The following is a 25,068-nucleotide window of genomic DNA, read 5'->3' on the forward strand; positions in this document are numbered from 1 at the left end:
GGGCCGAATGACAGGCCCGGCCGTATTTTCTTCCGGGGTGTGAAATGATCATAGACAAGGCCGCAATCGTGAACATGGCGCTTTCCGAAATCGGCCATTTCACAACCTTTACCCAGGACGACGATCCGGACCTGGCCGACGCCGTCAATCAGAGCTGGCAGCGCGCGATTGATCGCTGCGTTTCCCTGCATGACTGGAAAGATTTTCGCCGTACCCGGAAACTGGAGCGGCTGACGGAACCGCCCGAAACTGGCTGGGCCTACGCGCATTCCCTGCCGGGTGACCGTATCGGCGAGCCTCTCAAAATCCTCAGGCGTGCCGGCGACAGCCCGGATCCGCTGCGCAGCTTCGACCGTGAAGGCAACCTGATCCTTTGCAACGAAACCACGGTATGGGCGCGTTGCAAGGTCGAGTTGGAGCCCGCGAGCTGGGATGCAGGATGGCGCGATGCCTTCGTGACGGCGCTTGCCGGCTATCTGGCGGTGCCAATCCTGCAGAGTATGGACCTGAAGGTCGAGAAGCATCGCGAGGCCTTCGGCACGCCTTCTCAAGAGGGGAGCGGCGGTAAATTTGGTCGTCTCATGTCTCAGGACCGGGCGTCCTCACCGCTTGGATCTTCCATCGCCGACGCCGAGCCGCTGAGCCGCGCGCATGGGGGCGACACGGGCCGGTGCTCCGGTCCCTGGCACGGAGGCTTCTAGATGACCAGCCAGCCGGGCACGCTCAAAAGCTCCTGCAACGCCGGTGAATTCAGCCCGGACCTTGAAGGCAAGGTGACGCTGAAACAGTGGTATTCCGCAGCCAAGAAAATGAAGAATGTCGAGCCGGTCCCGCAGTCCGGCTTTCGGCTTTTACCGGGCACGGCTCTCATCCAGGAGGCGGCATCCGCGACGGTGAAACATGGCGTTCTGAAAGTGACGCCGACTCTGTCCTATACGCTGATTTTCTCGCCCGGACAGGTCGATATCTTCCGTAATGACCGGGTGAAAGTCGCGACCAAGGCAATTGCCGCAATCACGGTGGATCTTCTACCCGAGCTGAAATTCTACGGGGAGGCGAATACGTTCGGGGTGTTTCACCAGGACCTGGAAACGATCCGGCTGTTTCGCGATCCGGCTGATGACACAGTGTGGACCGTGGATCTCTGGCCGTATGACAAGCTACCGGATGTCGATCTCGGCGGTGTTTATGCCAAGGACGATGATGTTTGGGAGATCGGTATTCGCTGGTCGGAAGGCGTCAGCACCATCGTCATCGATGTGGATGTGGATGGCGAGTTCATCAACAGTATCGAAATCACCGATCTAACCAGCGGATGGGCGGCATTTGCCACGGCCCTGCAGACTGAGCTGCGCGACCTGCCGAGCCTTAGCGACGATCTGACTGTGTCTGATGAGGGCAGCAAGGGCCAGACCCGGTACCGGCTGATGCGGGTCACCTTTGGTGGTGATCTCTCCGGCGCGGAATATTCGCTCAATGCGCGGATCCTCAACACGGCCGATGCCTCGGTGCTGTCCTATCACCGCGAGATCGGTGAAACCCATGGCGAACCGCTGGTGAGCGATGAACGTGGCTGGTTTGAGGGTATGGATCTTTTTCAAGATCGGGCGATCTACCACGGACCTAAGGCGCGCGGTGGCGCTGTCGCCATGTCCCGGGTCGGCGAATATTTCGATCTGAACATCGAGGCCTCCGGCGACAGCGCGGCCCGCCTGGAAGCCTTGCGTACGGAAACTTCCGAGCGGGTGCGGTTCGTTTATGAGGGCATTTATCTGCTCGGCTTCACTGACCAGGCCGAATGGTTCGTCTCAAATCGCGTTATCAAGGCGGATGAGCCGGTCAACTGGGTGCGCACCTCGACCCATGGCATCCATCCGCAGATACCGCCTTTCGAAATGGAAGGTCGGGTGTTTTTTGTCTCATCCGGTCGGCGCAGCGATGACGAGCCGGAAAACTTCGACGTCGGCCAGGCGCTCTATTCCATGGTCTATGACGACGTGGCAACGCGGTTCGGGGCAGAGCCGGAAAGTCTGCTTGCCTCGCACCTAATCAGGGACGTTGAAGGTGGCGCGCTTCAGAAAAAAGTGCGTCACAATGATGCCGGGCGGTTGTGGTTGCGCGATGCCTTCGGTCGCTTGGTCCTGGCCGTCATCATCAAGAACCAAGAGATTGTTGCATTCTGCGAATGGGTTGCTGCTCTTGCCGGGAAGGTGGTCGGGTCCTCGGTCGATGGACAGAACCAGGTCTGGCTGACAATCGACCGTGCCGGGATCGTGACCCATGAAATCATGGAGGAACAGGATCTCAACCTGTTTCAGGGGGCTGTGCGCGGGTCAACGGATCTGGCCGGGCAATTTTCGGGTCTTGATCTCTGGGAAGGCAAGGAAGTCTGGGCACGCGCTGACGGCTACATTCTGGGACCTTACACCGTGACAGGCGGGGCGATAGACCTCGGCGACCCTTACGACAATGTAACGGCCGGTCTCTGGCAGCCCCCCTTCTATGAGGGATTGCCGCTGTTCAAGGTGCTGCCAAACGAAGAAATCCTGCACCGGCCCGGGCGGATCCACTCCGTTGTTGCCAACGTGCTCAACACCGAAAGCATCGCCATTGGCGCGAACGGGGCATCTCCTCGGGACATCGCCTTGCTCGATGCCGGCGATGACATGTCGAAGCCGATGCCGGCAAAGCGCAAAAAAGTTCGCCGCACCGCGATCCCGGGCCACGTCATGGGTCCGACAGTGGTCATCACGCAGACCCGGCCGGGAATGCTGAGGGTGCTGGACTATACACCGGAGGCAAGACTCTAATGCAGTTACCGTTTGCACTTTTAGGGCTTGGCAGCGCAGGCACGGCAGCGGCCGGAACCGCAGCAGCGGCCGGAACCGCAGCGGCGGCCGGCACGGCTGCTGGCGTTGGAACGGCTGTAGGAACAGGAGCTGGGGTCGCGGCCGGCACTGCCGGTGGGGCTTTCAGCGGCGGCTCGCTCTTTTCTACCCTGCTGCAAGGTGGTGCGACGTTGCTCGGCATGATGGCGACCATTGACGCGGGCGAACACGACGCGGACGTGTTTGAGGCCAAGGCGGAAGACGCCCAGGCCGAAAAGCCGCTGGAAACCCTGCAAGCCATTGAGCGGCGCACCAGCCTGAAGCGGGATCTGGTTGAAGCCGTCTCCGAACAGGAAACGGCCTTTGCCGCTTCGGGAGTGGATCTGAGCTTCGGCACGCCGGCCGTTGCCCGCAAGGAAGCCTTCCGGGATGCAGACCGGGAATTGACCAGCGAGAACGCAACCGAGGAAACCCGGCTGAACCGGCTGGACGAACGCACGTCGCAATACAAGCTGAGCGGCCGCCGTGCCCGGAAAAGCGCACGGCAGCAAGCGCTGATCCAGGGGCTTTCCTTCGGCGCAGACGTTTTCGCAAGGGGGTAATTCATGTCAAATCGGCAGCGTCAACAAGTCGGATACAGGCAGTTTCGGCCGCAGGGAACCAAGGCTGACGGGCTCCTGGCGGTCTCCCGGGAAGGTGGTGACATGGAGCGCCGGGTGGCGGCCGGCTTCGCGCGCCTGGCCGGACAATTCGGGCAGATGGCGGACCGGCAGGCCGCCATCGAGGGCGAGCGCGCCGGGATCCGTGCAGCACTGGCCGGCGCTCCCCAGGCTGGAATGATCACTGGCGGATCCGCTGCACGCGGCATCGTCGTCGGCGAAAAGGACAGCAACGAAACGGCAGCGGCCGCGCGCGACTATCTGATCCAGAAGCACGGCCTGCAGCCGCACCAGGCGGCGGCAATTGCCGGCCACGGCATGCAGGAAAGCGGCTTCAACCTGAAGGCTGTCGGCGACAACGGCACGGCTCATGGTGCCTTTCAGCACCGGGGAGACCGCCTGGTGAACGGCAAGCGCTATGCGGCCAGCTCCGGCCGGAGCTGGGACAGCCTGGAAGCGCAGCTTGATTTCGTGATGCACGAACTGGCAACCAGCGAAAGCTATGCCGGTAACGCCCTGCGTGCGGCAACGAACCTTGACGAGGCCGTGGCCGCCTTCATGCATTTCGAGCGCCCGGCCGGCTACACGCGTGCCAACCCCACGGCAGGGCACGGCTATACGAGCCGTCTGGCCTATGCCAAGGGTCTGTCCGGCATCGCCATCGATGACGCTGCCCGGGACGGGCCGATGCGCGTGACGCCCATTGGTGAGGCCGTTCCAGTGCGCGCCGGCGCGCCCGGCACATTCCGGCCCACGGGTAGCGCGACGATCCGGGGACGCGCCTATGATGTTGCCGGCACGCGCACCTATCTCCAGCAGCTCGACGTCACCATGCAGCAGGATATGGCAGCAGTTTATGACGCCTATTCCGAAGATCCAGCCATGCTGCAGAAAGCCCTTGGCGAGCTGAAGACGGCGCATCTGCAGGATCACGTCTTTGATGAGATCGCAGGCGATTACTCGGCTGTCTATGACAAGAAATCGCTCAACATGCTTGAGCGCTCCCGCGAGGCGGCAAAGATCCGCCAGGAGCAAAAGGACCGGGAGGAATTCCTTGGCCGGATCGATACCCTTGAAGAGGAAAAGGCTCGCTTCCTGGCCGGCCAGAATGCAGGATCGGAAGCCGATGCCGATGATCTGTTCTCCATTCAGGGTTCCATTGATGAGCATTACGACAATGCTGTGTCTCGGGGGATCCTGACGCAGGCCGAGGCGGACCGCTACAAGGCGAGTTCGATGCGCGATACGTCCGTTGCCTTTTATCTCGGCCAGGCGGACGGCAAGTCTTCCGATGAAATCGTTGAAATGCGCCAGCAGATCGCCAAGGATTACTCCGAAGGTAAGCTGGAGAATGTTGACCGGGAAAGCTGGGCCCGCATCGATGGCGGATTGGAAAAGCTGTCGAAGGACAGGACCACGGCCGAGCGCCAGGCAAGCGACAATCTGCGCCGGCAGGGCGATGAGTTCGCGTTGCGGATCGTGGACGGGGCATCGATCTCCGAAGCCGAGTACGCCCGTTTCGAGCGCGGCCTTGGTGTTTCTCCGGAAGCGGAAGCCATCGGCCAGTCGGCGTTGCGCCGGCTGAATGTCGCGCGCCATTTGCGTACCAATCCACCTGGTGTCGTGCGCCAGAACCTGGCCGAGATCCTGAAAGGTCCGGACGGGAGCGTGAACCGGGAGGATCTTACCTTTGCCCGCGACCTGATCGCCCGCCAGGAAAAAGCTCTTGAAACCGATCCGTTGGCTCTCGCCGAACGCTATGGCGCGGTGCCGTTGGTGCCCGGGCTCCTCGATGCCATGCAGACCGGCGGGGCGATTTCGGCGGTGAAAGGCCGGGTCGATACGGCGCATGCGGTTGCCGAACGCTTCGGCGTTGCACCGAAATATTTCACCGGGACAGAGAAGGTCGAGATCGCCGAGCTGATCCGCACCGAACCGGATACAAGTCTTGGGCTGATCGCGGGTATAGTGGAAGCCGGGGGCGCTGCCTCGGTCGACATGCTGCGCGAGCTGCGCGAGGCCGCACCGGAAGCCGAATGGGCCGGCGTTGTGCTGGCGCTGGGGGGCAACCCGCGTGCGGCCCAGGACGCGCTTCTTGGAAACCAGCCTGGGGTGGATGGCAAGCGGCCGCCGAACCCGGTGAAGAAACAGCGGCAGGCCGTCACATCCGAGGTGCTGGGCGGCGCGCTGTCGCAGCTGCATCCTGAAGACAGTAGCCGTGTCGAAGAAAGCGCGATGTCCATTGCCCGTCGCCAGGCGGAAGTCGCCGGCGTTGCTCCGGACAGTCCGGAAGCGGAAGAGATCTACCGGCGCGCCCTCAACGAAGCGGCCGGGGCGGTGTTCTCGCCGGACGGCCAGCGTGGCGGCTTTGCTGAGATCAACGGTCGTACTGTCCTGTTGCCGCCGGGCATGACGGCGGAAAATGTCGAAGATCTGCTGGAAGGCATGAGCGAACAGGACCTTGAGGCTATCAGCGCGCCGCTGTCGCCCCTCGGCGAATTCGGGGTAAAGGTCACGGCCGACGATATCAGGGATGGCGTGCTTTTCGCCGTCGCTCCCGGTGCCTACCGGATTGGCAAGGAACGCGGCGGCCGGATGGAATTTGTCGCGGATCCTGCCGGTGGTTTCTGGGAGCTTGATCTTGCTCGCCTGGCCGAGCTGCAGCGCCAGCGCCTGTCTCCCAACTTCGGTGCCGGCGGGGGTGGTTTCTGATGAGCCTTTTCCGGACGATCGATCCAGCTGATGCAAGTGTTTACGAGGGGGAGGCGAGCCTTTCGGCAATTGCCGGAGCGGCACGTGAGACCGCGCTTTATGTCGACAATTTCAACGCCCGTCTGCTGACAGAGACCGAAGCCTTTGACGAGGCGGTCAAGAGCATTCGGGAGGCAACCGGCATCGAGCTGGAAAATCCGCGCCTGGACACACAATCGACGCCGATGCACCGGGATCCCGTGCGTGGTGATCCCTTCAAGCTCTAGGAAAAGCGCGTTGGCGAGATCATTGAGCAGCATCCGGATAAGGCCGATCTCCTGTCGCCGTTCCGCCTGGACGGCATCGAAAAGGCCGCCAGGGAAAAAGCCAGGCAATCGGCCGAGCATTATGAGCTTCTGTCCTCCACCCGCGAGGACTGGGCCGGTTTCGGTGCCGGCGTCGCCGGCGGCATCGGCGGCGCGCTGCAGGATCCCGTCACGCTGCTGACGCTGCCGCTTGGCCTTGGGGCCGGTGGTGCCCGCACGGTCGCCGGCAAGGTTCTGGCAACGACCTGGCGTGAGGCGCTTGTCGCCGGGGCGACGGAGACAGCCGTGCAGCCTTTCGTGCAAAAGTGGCGCGAAGACGCCGGCCTGCCGCACGGCCTGGCCGAAGGCCTGAAGAACATCGGCATGGCGACGGCGCTCGGCGGCATTGTTGGCGGCACGCTGCGCGGTGCCATCGAGACACCGGGCGCGATCAAGCGCAGCTGGCGTCGGCGCGTGGACGCTCAGTTGCCGAAACCGGATCCTGAAAAGATCGTGGACGACCTTCTTCCTGTTCGTGACAGCCTGCCGCCGGCAACGCGGGCTGCAGTCGATGTCTATGACGACAACCGCGCCGTCATGCGCGCGATACGCGCCGAGCTCGGCGACGACATGAGTGCTGATTTCGGACGGATGCTGGAGCGGGCCAACCGTTTCGCCGAAACACTCGACGCCGGCGATCCGGAGGACTTTGCCAGGTTCCTGCGTGAACAGGAGCTGGCTGCAGATCCCCGCCTGGCGAGTGAGCTGGGCAGCGCCCGGGCTGAACTGGAAGCCGCGCAAAAAGCCGTCGCTGACCTGGAAGGGCCTTTAAGCGCACGCACGGCCGCTGACACACTTGAGCGCATCGATCCGGAAACAGCCGCGCGCATGCGGGCAGTCGAGGAGGAACTCAAGACAGAGATACCGGCAAAGCGGCGGGCGGATCTTGAAGCCGAGCGTGCCAGCATCATCGAAACCGTCGGCAAGGGCGCTCTGGAGCGCGCTGAGCGTGAATTCAGGATTGGTCCTGAGAAACAGCTCAAGCGCGCCCGCAAGAAGTTGCGTGAGGCTCGCAGGACCTTCAATAGCGTGCAGCGGACAGCCGATGCCCGCGCCGGCGGCCGCCTGGAAGCGGGCAGGGCGGTTGCGCGCTCCGGCCTTCAGGGATCGCCTGACGGATCCGTTGCACCGGCGGCCCCCGGACAGGCGGCCGCACCGGCGGTGCCGTCTCGCCCGGTCAAACCCGATCCCTTCGAGCCCGACAGCCCGGAAGCCGCCGACCAGGTCGCAGCGCTGGAGACCCAGCTGGATCCCGAAGATGAGCTTGCCGACATGCTGTTCGTCCAGGAGGACGGCCGGGTGACGGCCGAAACGCGGACGGTCGCCGAAGCCCTGGAGGAAGCCAACCGGGGCAACTATCTTTCTGATCTCGTAAAGGCCTGCAAACTCTCATGAGCATCGACAACTGCCTGACTTCCGCCCTTGACCAGGGCGAGATCTCCGAACGCGAAGCGGCCTGGCTGCGCAACATCTATGAAGGCTATCGCCGCAAGGCGGCCCAGAAGGGAACCGCGACGGCCGCCATGGACGCCCAGGCAGCGACCGCGCGCCGGATGGCGGCCGATGCCGCGCTGAAAAAGCGCCGGCTTCTGCTGCAGGCCCTGGCACAGAAAAAGGCGGTGAAGGATACGTTGACCTACCGCACAGCCAAAGGTGAGGCAGACCTGGCCGAGGGAACTATCGCCCTGCTGGAGCATTATGGCAGCGCGCCGTTCCAGTCCATGGAAGGTCTGCGCAAGGCCATCGTCGGCCAGGCCCATGCCGAGCTAACCGAGTTGCTGCAGAAATTCGAGCGCACCGCCCTGACCGGCCGAACGCCGAACCGCGCTGATCTTGATAATGTCGTGCGCGAGGCTTTCGGTGAGAGTACCGGGGATCCGGCCGCCAAGGCACTGGCGCAGGCCTGGGCGGACGTCGCGGACGGTCTGCGTGTGCGTTTCAACAAGGCGGGCGGCGATATCGGCAAGCTGGAAGGCTGGGGCTTGCCGCAGTCGCACGATCCGAAGGCGCTGTTGAACGCTGGCAAGCAAACATGGAAAGATGCGATCCGTCCTCGGATTGACCTTGCCCGCATGCGCCATCCGGTGACCGGTGACGAGATCCTGGAAGAAGAACTTGACGGGATCCTGGACCGGATCTGGGGAGATATCGTCACCAACGGCTGGGCGTCCCGCGAGCCGAGCCAGACGACGTTCGGACGCGGTGCGATTGCCTCGCAACATGCAGAGCATCGGTTCCTGGTATTCAAGTCTTCAAATGACTGGCTGGCCTACCAGCGCGATTTCGGCCAAGGCAATCCGTTCGCGTCGATGATGAACCACATCAATCTGATGGCCCGTGACATCGCGGCCGTCGAGCGTCTGGGGCCAAACCCGAATGCGATGCTGACGTTCCTGAAACAGCGGATTGAAAAGGCGGGTCAGGAAAAGAAAGCCGGAGATATGGTGCCTTTCGCCGGATCACGTGCCCGCGCGGACAGCCGGTCGCGCGGCAAGATCCGCACAATCGAGAACATGTGGGAAGCCTACCGGGGCAATGCGGAAGTGGCGGTGGACACGCAGCTGGCGGCCGGCTTTTCGATCACGCGCAATTGGTTGACCTCGTCCATTCTGGGATCGGCCATCTTGTCCGCTCTGCCGACAGATCCGATCTACCAGGCCATTTCCCGGCGCTTTGTCGGCATTCCGGCGTTGTCTACCCTGCACGGCCTTGCCGGCCAGATCAGGAAATCCAGCCGCATGGAAGCCGTGCGTGGCGGCCTGATCCTGGACTCGGCCATGCATGTCCTTGGCACTGAGGCGCGCTATCTCGGGACGCTGTCCGGTCCGGAATGGAGCCAGGTGCTGCCCGACCGGGTGCTGGCCTGGCAGGGGCTGACGGCCTGGACGCAGGCCGGGCGGCATTCCTTCGGGCTCTCCTTCCAGGGAATGCTGGCGGATCGTGCCGGCAAGAGCCTGGCCGAGCTGAAAAACGCCAAGAAAAACACGCTCGAGCGGGCTACTGCGAAGTCGCTCGAACGCTGGGGCTTCACGGCCGAGGATTGGGACAGGATCCGCAGTTCGGTGCTGCATGAGCGCGATGGGGCAACTTTCCTGCGGCCGCAGGAGATCGCCGCCGTTGACGAGGGTCTTGCCGAGCGTGTCCTGGAGATGATCCTGCAGGAAACCGAATATGCGGTGCCGAGCGGCACCCTGCGCGGCCGGTCCTTCACCCGGGCAGGGTCGCAGCCCGGTACGCTCTGGGGTGAGATCATCCGTTCTGCCGGCATGTTCAAGAGCTTCGCGGTGACCTATGCGCTTCTCTATGGTTCCCGGGCTTATCGGGAATTCGGTGCGTCCCGCGCTGCCGGCGCGCGGTTTGCCGCTGCTGTCAGCCTGACGACGGCGCTCGGCGGTGCGGTTTCGCTCTGGTTGAAGGATATTCAATCCGGGCGGGATCCGCGGCCGATCATGGGCAGGGACGGCAATCCGCTTGCCTTTGCCGGCCAGGCCTTCATGCAGGGCGGCGGCTTCGGCATCGTTGGCGACTTCCTGCTTGGTGATCTCAACCGCTTCGGCGGCGGGATCGGCGCGACCATTGGCGGGCCGGTGGCTGATTTCGGCACCGATTTCATTGATCTGACCTTCGGCAACGCCGCCCAGTTCGCGACAGGCGACACGACGAACGTTGCCGAGGAAACGCGGCGGTTCGTTGCCAAGAACGCGCCCGGCCGCTCGCTGTGGTTCTGGCGCCTGGCCTATGATCGAGTGCTGATGGACAGCATGCGCCGGCTGACCGATCCGGAAGCCGAGAAGGCTTTTCGCCGGCGCGGCCGCTATGCCGCCGATCTCGGAACAGATACCTGGTGGTCGCCAGGCAACCTGCTACCGGAGCGCGCTCCGGATCTCGACGTGACCCGGCCCGGGTCCTGATCCGCACTTAACCTGTCTGTCCGCCCGCCATCATGGTCCGGTCAATCTGGAGCCGGACCATGACCACTGCCTATCCCGTAGAGCGAAGCGCGCGTATTTCTAACGCTATGGCCTTTAACGGTGTCGATGACACGTTCGGGCCGTTCACTTTCAAGATCATCTATCCTCTCGACGTCGTTGTGGAAATCCGCGATATCGGCGAAGACTTCTGGCAGCTGACGGCGGACGTCACAGTGATCAAGGGGCCGGATACAGCGGACTATTTCACAATTCAATTTGACGCGGTGCATCCGGACACGAAGGAATTCCGGGTGCTCGGCGCGCGGGTCCATGAGCGCAGCATTTCTCTGTCCAAAGGCACCGGTCTCAACATGGAGGCGCTCGCTCGTGTCCATGCCGAGATCGCCTTCACCCTGCAAGAAATCCGCCGAGATCTGGGACGCGCACTGTTGGTGCCGTCAGTGAGTGCGGGTGGGCAGGTTGCTGATGTTCCAGGGGGGCACTTCTTGAAGCGAACCGCCGACGGGAACTGGGGCGACGGCGGCGATGTGGATGATATTGCAGGTGCCCAGGAAAATGCTGCCATCGCTGCGCAGGCGGCGGTTGAGGCCGCCGCTTCTGCGGCGGCGGCAGAAGGTGTCGGGGCTTCGGTTGCGGTCTGGCCTTCGGGTACGACGCGCACGATGAAACAGCGTGCCACGGACACGTATTGCATCCTCGATGCTCCGGGCAATCCTGATCCGACAGGCGTCAATGACAGCTCGGCCGCCTTGAAAGCAATGATCGCCGGAGGGGTGCAGTGCGAGCTGACAAAAGGTGACTTTGTCACGACAGAGCCGCTGCTGTTCAAGACGACAGGGCAAAAGGTCGTCGGTCAGGGTCGAGGCTACGGTTACGGTCGGGCGGATTATTTTGCCCGCGATTTTCAACCGATGAGCCGGGTCATTGCAGCCGGTACATTCGCCAAGCGCATTTTGACCCGGCGTAAACACCGGGCGTCCGGGGCGGACCTGAAAGACGATCCGATGTCGGCCGCCATCGAAATCCATGCAGACGGCATAGGTTTCCAGGATTGGCTACTCTGGTTGAACTGCGACTATACCGATCTCAGTCATACAAATCTTGGGGACAATATCGATATCGGGGTTCTCCGCACGGGGCGTCCCGGCTTCAACACGGTCAATTTCGGCATTATTGGCCACTTCCGCAAAACCCGGTTGCTGCAGGAATACACACGGGCCTTGAACCTGCCTGAGCTTCTCGACCCCGATGGCGCTGCGCTGCCGAAAGGGGCGTCCGGCGAGACATTCGCGGGGGGCGACGGCTGGAGCCATCACAATTTCCTCTCCTGGGGAGGCTTCTCGGGGTTCACAGAATACGGCCCGCTGCACCCGGGAGGTGATTACTACGATGAGGCAACCGGTCTCGTCCCGGATGAGCGCGGGGCTTCCGGCGACAGCGACGGGCGTTTCACCGGCCGCTGCGCTATCTACGTGGCGCATCAATCCGGACGCCGGATGGTCGACCCGACCGGCTTCGGTGCCGCTCTGACCCGGAATAACATGGAGGCCGAGCCGGACTTCTCACCGGCCGCTGTCGATATCGACGGTTGGGCATCAAATGCCGGGTCCACGACAACGGGACGTGGTCAGGTAAGAAACATCAACTTCGGAACGATGCGGGTCTCTTCATCTGCTGCGTTTCGAGTTCGTCTTCGCGACTGTGATCAAGTTCATTTTAGTGGCATTACGTGGATCGAGAGCGGTGATTATCCATCAACCTTATTGTCTTGGCAGGACACTTCCGGTGACGATATCAACGTCAACGATTACACCAATGTTACTTATGGTCACATTGCCACTGACCAAGCGAAGACTGGTGTGGTTTGGGTTAATGATATTGTCGGTGGGCTCAATCAGAGCTGGGTACATAATAAGCAAAATTTGCGCGCTTCTGATGCCTATGGGCGAGAGCTGATGCAAGCTTTGTGGGGGCGAGGAGACACCTCTATTCCTTTTCCGTCTGGAATGCGCTGTCTCGATCATGTTTATGACGATGGACCTGCAAGTGAGTATGGAGGTCGTATTACTGAAAGCTTTAGACCATTCGCTTACCTTTTGGATAGATCGAGCGGAAAGGCGGCTGGATTTCGTTATGATACAGGTATCTTCAGATACTCTTATGGAGCGCACACTTCTGGTCTAGAGCTACCGAACGTCGGTTTTGAGCATAACGAAAACAGATTTGATTTCCGCCAGCCCGTAAAGTTACCGGTCTATTCAGTTGCAACACTTCCAGCAGCAGCAGATGCAGGCGCGGGGGCAAATGTCTGGTGTACAAATGGCCGGGCCGGTCAACCCTGCGTCGCAGTTTCAACCGGGTCTGGATGGTTTGTCGTCGGTAGCTATGCCGCTGTCTCAGCTACTTAAGAACGGGTATGCGGTGCCAATACCTCTTGTCCGTACTTAATGGTCTGGTTGAATTGAAATGCGAGTTTACGAGCAAGATTTTGGTCTTTCTTGTAAAAACGCTCGTTCAAGAGATCAAATTTCATTGTTAATCGAGGTCTCGTTGCTAGCTATTTTCCGGTCCTGATCCTCTGTTCAATTAACTCTGCAAGGTTAGGGGCCTGACGGTTGCTCCACCAAGTCAGTGCAGCTGTAAAAACTCGCTGCTTGATTGTCAGTGGAGCTTCCCTCCGAAATACCGCGACGGTATCGCCCCAATAGCGGTCTTCCGCAACTCGAGTGTAATCGTATGCTCGTGACCCTGGGATTTTGGGTGGAAAATCAGTATGGACATCTATCAAAGACAGTCCTGCAAATGCTGCGAGGGCTCTCATGCTGTCTGGGTAAAAGCGCCAGCAATCGAATTCTTGCTTGCTAGCATGCACGTGACCCCTGGAAGGGACGGACAAGAAGATGTAACCGTTTTGCCTGAGCATTCGAGCCATCTCGAGAAAGGATACCCAGAAGAACGGAACGTGTTCAAAAACCTGCCCGCAAACAATGACATCGGCAGATGATGTTTTAATCGGAATACTGTAGGGTTGTACCAAAACAACGTCCACATTTGGACCTGCTTCAACGTCCAAACCTGTATAAGAGTGGTCAAAGTTTTGAAGAATTTCACGGTGGGAGAGTTTTTGCCCATCTACCATTCGCGAACCGACTTCAATTATATCGTAATGCTTGTTTCGCGCTAAGTTTGAATTGATGCAATTTTGCATGTGGTTAAACGCAGATTGATGCATTTTTTGCCTATCGATTTCCCTAAACAATTGTCGAACGAAGCACGGTCAAAGAGCATTCGTCAATAATTGATGTAGACCTGGGTTGATTAACTGATTTGCCTGCAGATCGATGATCCGAAGACAATTCTAAGTTTTACGCGCAGTTCTTATAAGTCGAAAAAACAGCTAAAATATAGGTTGAATGCCGGGAATTTCACAGTTCCCAAATATCAGCTTCAGTTAACCCCACGCTGCACCGTCGATAATCGCGATCAGAAACCAATCCGGCAACCGGAGATCGCGATTATGACGGCGGTGAATTTCGAGGAATGCCTGTCCTGAGTGCTCGTCCATGAGGGCGGTTATGTTAATCATCCGAAAGACCCGGGCGGTGCCACGAACAGGGGCGTGATCCAGCGCACCTATGACGGCTATCGCCGGCGCATGAACCTTTCCAAGCAAAGCGTCAAACACATCACCGAGGCGGAAGTCCGCGCGATCTACCGGGAGCAATACTGGCAGGCCGTCGCGGCCGACCAGCTGCCTGCCGGCGTCGATTATGCCGCGTTCGACTACGGGGTGAACTCCGGGCCGAAACGGGCGATCAAGGATCTGCAGCGCGTCCTGGGTGTCAAGCCGGACGGCTGGATCGGCAACGTAACCCTGGCAGCCCTCGGTGATCTTTCGGCCGATACCGTTGTCCGCCAGCTGTGCGAGCGGCGGTACAAGTTCGTCCGGGGCCTCAAGCACTGGTCAACCTTTGGAACTGGCTGGACGCGGCGCATCATGGGCGAAAAGCTCGGCGTGCAAACGGACGATTACGGTGTGATCGACCGGGGCGTGATGCTGGCCATGAACGCCGTGCGGACCAAACCCGTGCCGATCCCCGCGCCGAAGGCCGAAGCACCCGGCAAAGCCCTGGAGGAAGACAAGGGCACGATTGCCGTTGTCGAGGAAGTCGCCAAGGATCCCAAGTGGCTCAAGCTGCTGGGGACGTTCGGTGCCAGCCTTGTCACCATCGCGACCGGCTCCGGACCCGTTGCATGGGCGGTTGCCGGGTGCCTTGTCGCCGGCGGGGTCTATTTCATCTACCGGCTCGAGCGTGACCGGGTGCCGGCATGATTGCCGCCTATGAAATCGCCAAGCGCGTCCTGGGCAACAAATACGCCTTGGGCGCGCTGTTCTGCCTGGTCGTGCTGTCAGGCATATGGATCTACGGGGAAACGCGCTGGAGGGCCGGCTATGCGACATATGAAACGGAACTGGCGGAAGGTGCTACAGAAGCTGAGCGCGCACGCGTCCAGGATGAAACCCGGCTCAAGGGCCTTTCTGATCATGATCTTTGTGCCGGCTACCTTCGCTCTCGGGGGCTGCCCGTCGAAGCATGTCAGCAACTGCGCGGGCTTCCGGGCGAACGCCCTTAGTCCGGCCGGCACTGTCGCCTTGGCGCAGGCCGACCGACCTGGCCTGGAGCGCGTTGCCGCAAACGATGCAAACTATCAACGCCTGGGGTGCCCCTGATGGCTGAAGCAAGACACAAGTGGATCCAGCCCGGAGTATCGATGGGCAACGTCATCGTGCTGGCGACAATGGTTGCCGGCCTGGCTGCCGGTTGGGGGCGGCTCGAGGCCGGGCTGTCGAACCATGATCGACGGATCACGGAAAACGCTTCGGACGTGAAAGAGATCCAGCGGGATCTCCGGCCGTTGAGTACCGAGCTAACCGAGATCCGATCCGACATGAAGTATTTAATTCAGGAGGTAGGCCGCACGCGGCAGGCCCTGGAGCGTCTTGACAGGGAGCGGCGAGGCAATCCATAAGACTCGCCGTAGAGTTCATGTGGACTATCAAAATCGCGTAGGACTTGTTTATTTACTTCTCATAAGTAGCTGAAAAACAAAGAACCAATAATAACTCTTAATCAGCGGGTCTGGGGTTCGAGCCCCCACTCACCCACCATTTATCTTCCTTTGAAATTGCTGAAGAAATTGCGGTAAAGCGCAATTCCTGCGCCGTGAGCATTGAGATCGCGTGCGGCGTCGCGCGGTTCGTTCGGTGATGCGAAGCGGCAGGCAACAGTGAGCAAACGTGCTGAAGCTGTGAAACACCTTTACATCATCTTCACGCCGTTTATCTAGAACCCAGCCCAGATTGGCCGGGGCGTTGAACGAGATTCTATTATCCGTGTCGCGTCTTTCAGAATTACCGGATTGAAAAATTAAGGATAGTCATTATGCGGAAAGTATTGATTGCAATCGTTTCGCTCGCAATTGGAAGCTCTGGTCTATTGCTTCTTTATTTTCAGCTGTTTGTTTGGGGCTATATTCACGCGATGGCTCTAATGGCTGTAGGTTTACTTCTTGCAGTCGGCTTCGGTTGGTTTTGGGTTGATGTTCTACGTCCCGCAATAACAGGGCGTGACGATCAATAATCCCATAGGCTCGTTGCTAGCATATCTAGTGAAGTTGCCTGCGTGGCGGTCTACTATTTTGGTTGGGACAACTCGGCATCAATGACCTTCCGTGCGCCTGCAAGTTCCTGTTCGACCTGGCATGACAGCAAATAGCCCCTCGTGTCCGCCTGTTCATTAGTACCCTCGGTGATTGACGAGGCCGCTGCTGGTGACGTGTTCAGGGCATCGAGAACGGCCAATCCAATTGCCTGAAGCATGCCTAAGCATGTCTGGCACCAATAGGATTTATTTGTCTGTCCCGATAAGTTGACGCGTGGTGCCAACCAAAATAGTAGATCGGCGCGCCATGGCGAATTACTTGAGGGCAGCTGGTCGACAACGCTGAGACAGGCGCTGGAGACAAGCGTGCTGCGCGGCCTTGGCAACAAGCAGGTGATCAAGATCGATCGATCGGCAACGCACTGCCTGCTGACCGACCTGTCGGCCTATGACAAGCATGTGGAAGGGAAGCGGGGACGGTCGCTTCGCTTCATGGGGTGTTCCACGCGCGAAGATGCCTGTTTCACGAAATGTGTAGAAATTTCTGCCGTTGGTCTTGCATTGCACGTTTACACGGACAATGGTGAAGCGGTGGGAACTTTCCCATAGTGATTTGGCCTACGACGAAGCTCCGACGGCAAGCATTCGAAGGGCTCCGCAATTTGAGTTCGCCAGCCTGTGGGCCATAAAGGCGGGCCGATGATTTACGGAGGTGGTGCTCCTGATCATTGGCCCCCGTCGCACGAGGCAATTACTAACATGCAGTTAAAATCAGTCCGGTCACCTATATATAGTGGTCATCAACAAGTTTGGCACAAAAACCTTGTGAAAACTGCTAATGTCCTCAGGCTAATCTGAGTAAAGTTCTGTTTGGCAGACCGAATCATTTCCGCTTTTCAAGCCCATACCAGCTGCTGCGATGATCCTTTGACGGATAATTCGGTCGGGTTCCACCCGCGCCCCGCCGCACCTAGTGCAGCGAAAGCGCCGGCGCTTCGGCAGATCCATAACCGACCTTTCGTCCTGGAACAGATCACAACTGACAATCGTCATCTTCTGGCAGCGAATGCAATGTGTCTGCATCTCGGTGCAATGTTCTTTTCCATATGCGAGGTGGTCGTTCGTCCCAGTGGTACTAGGCGTGTCCTTTCCATGCCTTGTCCAAGGTTGTGAATCTCCGGTTGAAAACTCCCGTTCTTTCAAACCGGTACCCGCAAGTTTTAACCTTGATATTTTTTCTTGTTTGACCGCCTTGGCAGACAACTTAACGTGCTGCCAAGCAGGGAAAATCGGTGCCTATTTAATCTATTGGCAAACAAGGCGATCGCCGCGTTTGACGCGGCCGCTCTTTGCAGGATGCGGATGAAGGGCAACATCAGACGGGACATCCATGCATAAACTGGATTTCGAGTTGGACAAGGCACAGCTGAAACGTGCCTGGGGCGTTATAGACAGGGAGTTTCAACACCTGGGGCTGATGCTGCGCCGCGGGTCGGATTTCGATGTTGTCGAGGCCATGGCAGCGGCCAGCGGCCTGAAGCGGCTGGAGGGGCATTTCACCCCCAGTCTCAACACCTATACGCCTTCACAGGCATTCTGGCTGGCGCTGGTGGACGAGGAAGACCGGATGGTCGGGCGGGTGTGCGCCCGTTTCGACAGAATGGCCTATCCGATGACGCTGACCGATTTCTGGCGCAAGTATTTTCATCGCTGCTACCCGGACGCGGAAGGCGGCAAGGTTGTGCTGAGTGACAAGCAGCCGCGCGTTGGCCGGCGCATTACCGGCGACGTTGTATATCTGGGCGGAACGGAAGTTGCCAAGGAGTGGCGCGGTTCGAAGCTCGGCGGCCTGCTCAACCAGATGGCCCAGATCGAGGCATTGGATGAGTGGGGCGCCGGCTTCTATTACGGCTGGGTGCAGGGTTTCAACTTCATGGACGGCTTCTGGCGCGACTGCGGCTTTACCCGTGCACACTTTCATGCACTGAACTGGGTTGAACCGCTGCCTGGTACGCTGGATGCCAATCTGATTTTTGTTGCGAACACAGCTGACGATGTGTGCGATCTGATTGATAGGATCGCGAATGGACTTCAAGCAAAGTCATGAGGCAGAAAATCCGCGTGAACCCGGCACTGGTGCGGAATTTCACGAGGAGACGCTGCAGCGTCATGTCCGGCACACCTTCGCCCAGCTTGTTGCCTGTGCGCTGGATATCGAACCAGGGCTCGCCTTCCATGGCAATCTGGTAGGCATCAGCAACGCCCTGGCGGTAGACCGAGGGCAGGAAGCTGGTCGGCGGACGTGGTGTTTCCGGGTCAAGAGCCTGTGGAAAGAACCGGCGGAAGGTGCTGTGCTTGCCCACAAAGGTCAGCGGCGGCACATCGCCCGGCTCGGCGGTCGGCAAGGTCATCAGCAGATACGGGCTCAGCTGCGTCATGCGGCTGTCCTGCACGATGATGCCTTCGTTTTCGCGCCAGGTCTTGAACAGAAACTGCGTCTTCTCTCCCGCCAATCCGTTTTCGATCAGCGAGAAGGGTAGCGGCTCAACAAAAGTGTTGATGCTCATGGACGCCTCCAAAGGGACTGGATTTCGGAAGAAACCCCTTCTGCATGGCTTCGGCATAGATGTCATATCTTGCCGCTGCCGCCAACTGGGCACGTTCGCCGTCGCTCAGCAGGCTGGTCTGGTCGTGGTCGAACAGATCGAAGCAATGGAAATCGAGCAGGAACAGACAGTCATATCTTGCTGCAATTTCAAATATTTCCAGGAATTCGAGCTGCTCTTTGGTGTATTGATCTTCGCTCATCCCTGCCGCCTTGTCTTTACATGTCATTTTTTGTTTTGCCTTTCAGACAATTTCCGGCGTCGAGAAACCCATTGAACGGTCTGCTCGCCTGGAAAGCGGCCGGCTTTTCGCGCCGGTACATCTTCCAGGCGTCCCCTGATGTGCAGAGGCCGCTTCAATCCGAGATTGGTATGGATCCCGTTTCGCCAATCGCAGATTAGCAAAGAATTTTGCTGCACGCGAGATTTCTTCTTCAACTTTCCTTAGGTGTTACCCAAGAAGCGAAGAAGTAGTCGCCCGGGCACTGTCACGTCACCTGCAAGTTGACGGTTTTGAAGCCGAAGACAAGGCTAAGACAGCCGGAATCCGTCTTTCCGGCAGCGTCAGGATAACGCTGGAACCGATAGCCACCGGTTAGGGAGGGGCGGCGGGAATCGCGTTGACCCCTGATGCGCCGAGCTCGGTTCCAGCTGTCGTTCTGATCAGGACAGTTAGCGCGCCAGGGTGGACGAATGGCGCCGGCTCGGCAGGCAGGGCACCGGCAGCATGAGCTGCGATTGGCTCCCGACCCGTACGCCTTCAGGCCTGTTGTGCAGCTTCCGCTTCGCGCAAATCCAGTTTCTTTGCGGCCGCGTCCAGAGACCGGATGTCCGAAGAGGCGGCGATTTCCCCTGCCGCTGCATAGCGGTCGTGGTTCTGGGCCACCTTGCCGAGATCGTAGAGGTAATTCACCATCACGCCGGCGGATTGGGCCCGGCCCTTTGCGGAGGTGTCGGCTTCAGCGTGGACGGCATGCACCAGTGCGCCGTTGCCCAGATGGAAGCGGGCCACCGGGTCAACCGGTTGTCCGTCCTCGCGGCGGGCTGACAGAAGATAATGCGCGGCGAGGGTACGCAGCAGCTTCGGGTCCGCGTCCTGGAAATCAATGCCTTCCGCCGACAGCCACTTCGTCAGGCCAGGGATCGGCGACAGGGTGACGAAGGTTTTCAGTCCGGGCAATTCTGCCGAAAGATCGGCCGCCACCTGCTTGATCAGGGAGTTGCCGAAGGAAATACGGGCCAGGCCTTCCTGACAGTTGGAAATCGAGTAAAACACGGCGGTACGGGCCGTGGCCGCTGTGATGGGTTCCCTGTCACCTGCCAGAAGGTCCTGGATGGAACCCGGGATGTCTGCGGTGAGCGCGACTTCGACGAAGATCAGCGGTTCGTCGGGCATGGACGGGTGGAAAAAGGCGAAGCATCTGCGGTCGCCTGGGGCCAGGCGGCTGCGCAGGTCTTCCCAGCTGGTGATTTCGTGCACGGCCTCATAGGCGATGATCTTTTCAAGAATATGTGCCGGACTTTCCCAGCTGATTGGCCGCAGCACCAGAAAGCCCCGGTTGAACCAGGAAATGAACAGGTGCCGGAAATCCTGGTCAAGTGCCTGCAATTCCGGATCGGTGCCGCCGAGACGCAGGAGGTCGGCGCGCATGCGCACCAGTTGCTCGGTGGCGCCGGGAATCTGGTTCAGCCGCCGGATCAATTCCTGACGCTTGGGTTCCACAGCCGCCATGAACGCCGTGTATGTCTTCCGGTTCGGGCTCGCCTCATAGGCATCAAGGGCAGTACGCACGCCGGCCGGATCGATGTTCATGTCTTGGGCAAGGTGGCGGAAGAACTGCAGCTTGTCGCTGTCCTCCATTTCCTGAAACCGTTGCAGGAGCGTGCTGGCCGCGGCGAGGCCCGTCACGTCGCCGGCCGTGCCGACAAGTGCGCTGACCAGATCCTCCATCGGCCGGTTGTCGCGCCGGTCCGGCGCCGCTGTGCGATAGCGGCGCTCGAAGATGGTCGACAGCAGGTCGCCGAGAATGGTCATGTAGGCCTCCAGAACGTCCAGTGAGGGGTGGGCTCTGTCCTGAAGATAAGAGGTGTGAGGCTTTGACCCAATTCCCCAAAAGAGGCAATCCGGACACGAATGCCCGGGTTGGATTGCCTAACAGCCAGTGTGCCTAGGCGGCTTCGCTGTTCTGCTGCTCGAGCGGGCCTTTCTTCAGTGATTTGAAGAAGGCCGCCACTGCTTCGGTGAGCTGCCCGGCGTTGGAGGACATGCTTTCCGCGGAGCTCAGCACGGTCTTGGAGGCCGCGTGAGTGGTTGCCGCATTCTGGGCGACACCGTCCACAATTCCGGTCACCTTGTTGGTGCAGGCCACCGTGTTGGTCACGTTCTCCTGTATGGCCTGTGTCGCTTCCGCCTGCTTTACCGACGCGTTGGAAATCATCGTGGTAATGGATTCGATTTCCGTAATGGTTTTGGAAATCGTGTCGAAGGACTGAGCCGTATCGCGGCTGGCCGCGTCGACTTCTTCCAAAGACTGGGTGATCTCCTGTGTCGCCTTGGCTGTCTGCGTTGCCAGTTCCTTGACCTCGGCTGCAACCACCGCAAAGCCCTTGCCCATTTCACCGGCGCGGGCCGCCTCGATGGTGGCATTGAGTGCCAGCAGGTTTGTCTGGTCGGCAATGGAGGAAATCAGGTCGATGATCTCGCCGATAGCTTCGGCGGAAGTCCGAAGGCTGTTTGCCTTGTCCTGGCCTTGCGTGACCTGGGTAACGGCAGCACGGGCGATTTCGATGGAGCGTTCGATCTGGCCGCTGATTTCGTTGGCCGTCGAGGACAGGTGATCGGCGGCGGATGCCGCCGCATTCACATTTTCGGCTGTCAGGTCGGCCGCGTCGGCAATGGCGGTCACGACTTCCGAATTGGAAACGGCAGAGGTTTCCATTTCCTCGGCCGTCCCGGTCATCTGCTCGGCGGAAGCCATCAGGCTCTGGGCAATCTGGCTGATCTGGCTTTCAAAGGAATCCGTCGACTGGCGGAAAGCGCCGACGCGGCCCTTGATGGTCTCGATGGCCATGTTCATGATTTCCGCATTCTGCAGATAGCTGCCATTGAGGCCACCTGGCTGGATGCGGCGGTAGTAGCGATTGTTCTCGATCGCGGTCATCGAGGCAGCAGCTTCACGCAGGAAGGCGTCCGTCCGGTCGATCATGTGGTTCATGGAGGTCATCAGCTCACGAACTTCACCGGCTTCGGTGTAATCCTTGGCTCTCACCTCGAAGTTGCCCCAGCCGATCTGGCTGCAGACCTCCGTCGCAGCAACAAGCCCCTGCCGGGTCCGATGCACCGCGGTCAGCGCGAAAAGCATGGCCAGCATTACGATGGCGCCACAGAGGACCGTAGCCATGGTCAGGCCCAGCAGGGCGCAGACCACCGTCGCCGCGCCGCCCACAAGTGCGACACCCGACGCGATCGTGGCGTTAAAGAGTGTGAATGAGCTCGTCATAGCTCACGCCTTTCGATTGAAGGATCGATACCAGCTGATCGTGACCGGCCTGCATGCCGGTCTTGCGGTTGTCCGCCTGCTGTTCTGTCTGTCGCAGCTGGGCGTAAAGCGGGGTGATGATGTCGTCGACGATACGGCGGTTGGGCACCCGGCGATTGGAATGGTAGCCGATGATCTTGCCGCTTTCGCCATAGGACGGCGTGACATGGGCCAGCACCCAGTAGTGGTCGCCGTTCGCGGACATGTTGACCACATAGGCGAAAATCTCTCCGCCGGCCTCTATCGTGTCCCACAGCAGCTTGAAGACACAGCGCGGCATGTCCGGGTGGCGGATGAGGCTGTGCGGCGCATTCTCCAGAGCCTTGCCATCAAAACCCGCAATATCCCGGAAGATGTTGTTGGCGTAGGTAATGCGCCCGCGCGTGTCTGTTTTCGAGACGATCAGGTCCCGTTCGGAAAAGAACCGTTCCACCCCCGTCGGGGTGACCTTGTACTGGGTCATCCTTGGTGCGCCCGCTCATGTTGGCAATTCAGGGTTAGGGTACGGTTGCGTGCTTAATGATCCTTAAATGAAACCGGATGAGGTTTGATTTTTAACTATATGAATTCATTCGTATTTCTAACGATGTCATCTTTCGCTGTAGAGAGTTTTGTTAAGGCGAATTGTTGTCGATCTTTTTGTTGCTCTGACGCTATTCTTCGATTCTTCCGAACGGTTTGGGCGATGTTCCTTTCGACGAACTTCAATCGGCAAGTTCCGCGTTGCATGGCCCCTGGCGCATGTTCGGTTGTGCTCAGCCAAAACCTGCAGGGCGGCCTCGCCTGCAGAGAACCGGGTCCGAGAAACTGCGGACTTTTCAGAAGGGGGGCTTAGGCTGTATAGAGGGCGCCAATAGCCGGGTGGTGCTTTTGCCCCTTTGGCCCGGCGTCTTTCAAGAAACAGAACAAGCCCCATGAACGAATTTCTCGTTGCCGCCCTTTATATGTTTACGCCGCTCGACGACTTCGAGGCCATGCGCAGTCCACTCAAGGCCTATTGCGAGGAACGGGATGTGCGCGGGAGCCTGCTGCTTGCAGGAGAGGGTATCAACGGCACGATTTGCGGGCCGGAAGCCGGTGTGCGTGAGGTCCTTGCGCATCTGCGGTCGGATCCACGGCTTGCCGGGCTGAACCACAAGGAAGCCTGGACCCACCGACATGTCTTCAAGCGCATGAAGGTGAGGCTGAAGCAGGAGATCGTGCGGCTTGCGGTTGACGGGATCGACCCGAATGAGATCGTCGGCGAATACGTCAAGCCGGAAGACTGGAATGCCCTGATCTCCGATCCGGATGTCGTCGTCATCGACACGCGCAACGACTACGAATTCGCCTTCGGCACGTTCGAGCGGGCGCTCAATCCGAAAACCCAGTCGTTCCGGGAATTCCCGGCCTGGGTGGACGGCGAAGACGAGCTTCAGAAAAAGCCGAAGGTCGCCATGTTCTGCACCGGTGGCATCCGCTGTGAAAAGGCGACGGCCTGGATGCTGAAAAACGGCTTCGAGGAAGTCTATCACCTGGAAGGCGGCATCCTGAACTATCTGGAGAAGGTGCCGGAAGCCGACAGCCTCTGGAAGGGCGAATGTTTCGTCTTCGACGACCGCGTGTCCGTCGACCATCAGCTGCAGCCGCGCTGGGGAGAATGGATCCCCGAAGAAGCCCGTCACATCATCAACGAGGACACCGATTACGAGAAGAGTGCTCGCGCTGAAGCTGATGACGAAGAGAGCGAACAGCAGATCGTCAGAGCTGTTTCTTAACGGATATTAACTTTTTCGCTTTAATGGCTTGTGGAACTTCCCTAAAGTCAGGGGTGCGGGGGAATTCCTGCGCCAGACTGGGGGAAAGTACATGCGTCACAGCTTCTGGAGCGCGCTTGCCGCGCTGATCGTCAGTCCGTTGGTCAGCACGTCCGTGCTGGCCGGGGGCAAGGCACTGTCCTGCTATGAACAGGCCACCGTGCCGGCCGTCTACAAAACTGTGAACGAGCGAGTTCTCGTCCAGCCGGCATCCAGCTACGTGGTGCAGAAACCTGCCGTCTACAGTTATCAGGCCCGCCGTGTTCTGGTGCAGCCGGAGCGGGTCAGCTATCGCACATCGCCTGCCGTCTACCAGACACGTCAGAGCCGGGTTCAGGTTCAACCCGCCAGCGTCGGCTGGGAATACCGGGTCATCAACGGCCGCAACATCCTGTGCAAGGTGCAGAACCCCGCCGTCTATCGAACCGTCAGCCAGAAGGTTCTCGTGCAGTCGGCCTCACGCGTCGCAGTACGCCAGCCTGCCATTTACAGCTCCGTGAAGGAAAAGGTGCTGGTCCAGCCAGCCACGAGCTACCGGGTGCAAAAGCCCGCGGTTTACCAGACGGTCAGCCGCCAGGTGCTGGTTCAACCCGCCCAAACAGTCTGGAAGCCCGTAAAGGTGCGGGGTTGCCGCTACTAGGTGACTGGGTCAAGATCGGTTTTCTGTCCGTTTTCCGGGGCAGGCTGAAAGCCGGTTACCTGACCTGTTGTGGGGCTGAAACATGATTTGCACATTGATTGCGTCTTCCATCCTGCTCAGCATGGAGGACGGCTCCATGGCCGTGCTCATTCCCGAAAACCAGTCGGTCCGCATTTTCAACGAACAATCGGTGAAGGGAGAGGGGGCCGTCGTTCACCTTTACGGGGAAACGAAAATCCAGGTGCCGGGTGTGAAAGCGGAACAGATCATCGAGGCTCTCAGGGACTGCCAGCCTCCGAAGGACGCTGAATAACCGGCCCTAAACAACTGCCGTCGACAGACAGTCGTC

Annotated in this window: 22 protein-coding genes; 17 read left to right on the forward strand and 5 right to left on the reverse strand. The window is 59.5% G+C overall.

Translation table 11 applies throughout. From position 1 onward, the window contains the following. Positions 1-44 precede the first annotated feature (44 nt). The 8 genes from FIV05_RS15495 (at position 45) to FIV05_RS15530 (ending at position 12,883) form a co-directional block, all read left to right on the forward strand. Positions 45-701: a hypothetical protein gene (locus FIV05_RS15495; protein WP_152510183.1), complete on the forward strand. Its 657-nt coding sequence runs from the start codon at positions 45-47 to the stop codon at positions 699-701. Then, positions 702-2,810, forward strand: a complete 2,109-nt coding sequence (locus FIV05_RS15500) for a hypothetical protein (RefSeq protein WP_152510184.1) — start codon at positions 702-704, stop codon at positions 2,808-2,810. Then, positions 2,810-3,430, forward strand: a complete 621-nt coding sequence (locus FIV05_RS15505; RefSeq protein ID WP_152510185.1) for a hypothetical protein — start codon at positions 2,810-2,812, stop codon at positions 3,428-3,430. The genes FIV05_RS15500 and FIV05_RS15505 overlap by 1 nt, the downstream gene beginning before the upstream one ends. Before the next feature lie 3 nt (positions 3,431-3,433). Then, positions 3,434-6,199: a phage tail tip lysozyme gene (locus tag FIV05_RS15510; RefSeq protein ID WP_152510186.1), complete on the forward strand. Its 2,766-nt coding sequence runs from the start codon at positions 3,434-3,436 to the stop codon at positions 6,197-6,199. Continuing rightward, entirely contained in the window at positions 6,199-6,465 is a 267-nt protein-coding gene (locus FIV05_RS15515) for a hypothetical protein (protein WP_152510187.1), read from the forward strand. The genes FIV05_RS15510 and FIV05_RS15515 overlap by 1 nt, the downstream gene beginning before the upstream one ends. A 324-nt stretch (positions 6,466-6,789) precedes the next feature. Further along, positions 6,790-7,938 (forward strand): hypothetical protein, encoded by a 1,149-nt coding sequence (locus tag FIV05_RS15520; protein ID WP_152510188.1) that lies wholly within the window; start codon positions 6,790-6,792, stop codon positions 7,936-7,938. Then, positions 7,935-10,454, forward strand: coding sequence for a hypothetical protein (locus FIV05_RS15525; protein WP_152510189.1), 2,520 nt, complete (start codon positions 7,935-7,937; stop codon positions 10,452-10,454). The genes FIV05_RS15520 and FIV05_RS15525 overlap by 4 nt, the downstream gene beginning before the upstream one ends. Before the next feature lie 59 nt (positions 10,455-10,513). After that, positions 10,514-12,883 carry a hypothetical protein gene (locus FIV05_RS15530; protein WP_152510190.1) on the forward strand — a complete coding sequence of 790 codons (2,370 nt, stop codon included), beginning with the start codon at positions 10,514-10,516 and terminating at the stop codon, positions 12,881-12,883. A 149-nt stretch (positions 12,884-13,032) separates the two neighbouring features. Here FIV05_RS15530 and FIV05_RS15535 read toward each other — a convergent pair whose 3' ends face one another. After that, positions 13,033-13,707 carry a methyltransferase domain-containing protein gene (locus tag FIV05_RS15535; RefSeq protein ID WP_152510191.1) on the reverse strand — a complete coding sequence of 225 codons (675 nt, stop codon included), beginning with the start codon at positions 13,705-13,707 and terminating at the stop codon, positions 13,033-13,035. Between the two features lie 321 nt (positions 13,708-14,028). Here FIV05_RS15535 and FIV05_RS15540 point away from each other — a divergent pair, with 321 nt between their 5' ends. The 6 genes from FIV05_RS15540 to FIV05_RS15565 all read left to right on the forward strand — a co-directional run bounded on the left by FIV05_RS15540 (position 14,029) and on the right by FIV05_RS15565 (position 18,678). After that, positions 14,029-14,808 (forward strand): glycoside hydrolase family 108 protein, encoded by a 780-nt coding sequence (locus FIV05_RS15540; RefSeq protein WP_209009672.1) that lies wholly within the window; start codon positions 14,029-14,031, stop codon positions 14,806-14,808. Then, on the forward strand, positions 14,805-15,110 hold the full coding sequence (locus tag FIV05_RS15545; protein ID WP_152510192.1) for a hypothetical protein: 306 nt from the start codon (positions 14,805-14,807) through the stop codon (positions 15,108-15,110). The genes FIV05_RS15540 and FIV05_RS15545 overlap by 4 nt, the downstream gene beginning before the upstream one ends. Positions 15,111-15,248: 138 nt before the next feature. Further along, the gene (locus FIV05_RS15550) at positions 15,249-15,506 is read left to right on the forward strand and encodes a hypothetical protein (RefSeq protein WP_209009673.1); all 258 of its coding nucleotides are present in this window, start codon (positions 15,249-15,251) and stop codon (positions 15,504-15,506) included. Between the two features lie 998 nt (positions 15,507-16,504). After that, the gene (locus FIV05_RS15555) at positions 16,505-16,747 is read left to right on the forward strand and encodes a hypothetical protein (protein ID WP_152510194.1); all 243 of its coding nucleotides are present in this window, start codon (positions 16,505-16,507) and stop codon (positions 16,745-16,747) included. Positions 16,748-17,528: 781 nt separating this feature from the next. Continuing rightward, positions 17,529-18,245, forward strand: a complete 717-nt coding sequence (locus FIV05_RS15560; protein WP_152510195.1) for a hypothetical protein — start codon at positions 17,529-17,531, stop codon at positions 18,243-18,245. Further along, on the forward strand, positions 18,223-18,678 hold the full coding sequence (locus FIV05_RS15565; RefSeq protein WP_152510196.1) for a hypothetical protein: 456 nt from the start codon (positions 18,223-18,225) through the stop codon (positions 18,676-18,678). The genes FIV05_RS15560 and FIV05_RS15565 overlap by 23 nt, the downstream gene beginning before the upstream one ends. A 4-nt stretch (positions 18,679-18,682) precedes the next feature. On the opposite strand, the gene FIV05_RS15570 is transcribed toward FIV05_RS15565, so the two are convergent. The 4 genes from FIV05_RS15570 to FIV05_RS15585 form a co-directional block, all read right to left on the reverse strand. Beyond that, positions 18,683-18,946, reverse strand: a complete 264-nt coding sequence (locus FIV05_RS15570) for a hypothetical protein (RefSeq protein ID WP_023000596.1) — start codon at positions 18,944-18,946, stop codon at positions 18,683-18,685. Positions 18,947-19,504: 558 nt separating this feature from the next. Next, on the reverse strand, positions 19,505-20,779 hold the full coding sequence (locus FIV05_RS15575) for a malonyl-CoA decarboxylase (RefSeq protein ID WP_152510197.1): 1,275 nt from the start codon (positions 20,777-20,779) through the stop codon (positions 19,505-19,507). A 133-nt stretch (positions 20,780-20,912) separates the two neighbouring features. Then, entirely contained in the window at positions 20,913-22,244 is a 1,332-nt protein-coding gene (locus FIV05_RS15580) for a methyl-accepting chemotaxis protein (protein WP_152510198.1), read from the reverse strand. Further along, complete coding sequence (locus FIV05_RS15585; RefSeq protein WP_023000600.1) at positions 22,219-22,746, reverse strand: PAS domain-containing protein; 528 nt, start codon at positions 22,744-22,746, stop codon at positions 22,219-22,221. Before FIV05_RS15585 ends, FIV05_RS15580 begins: the two co-directional genes overlap by 26 nt. A gap of 451 nt (positions 22,747-23,197) precedes the next feature. Here FIV05_RS15585 and FIV05_RS15590 point away from each other — a divergent pair, with 451 nt between their 5' ends. From FIV05_RS15590 to FIV05_RS15600, 3 genes are all read left to right on the forward strand, one after another. Further along, positions 23,198-24,040, forward strand: a complete 843-nt coding sequence (locus tag FIV05_RS15590) for a rhodanese-related sulfurtransferase (RefSeq protein WP_152510199.1) — start codon at positions 23,198-23,200, stop codon at positions 24,038-24,040. 91 nt (positions 24,041-24,131) lie between these two features. Next, entirely contained in the window at positions 24,132-24,719 is a 588-nt protein-coding gene (locus tag FIV05_RS15595; protein ID WP_152510200.1) for a hypothetical protein, read from the forward strand. 82 nt (positions 24,720-24,801) lie between these two features. Then, positions 24,802-25,032, forward strand: coding sequence for a hypothetical protein (locus tag FIV05_RS15600; RefSeq protein ID WP_023000603.1), 231 nt, complete (start codon positions 24,802-24,804; stop codon positions 25,030-25,032). Positions 25,033-25,068: the final 36 nt, after the last annotated feature.

Source organism: Labrenzia sp. THAF191a (genome assembly GCF_009363335.1).
Lineage (GTDB): Bacteria > Pseudomonadota > Alphaproteobacteria > Rhizobiales > Stappiaceae > Roseibium > Roseibium algicola.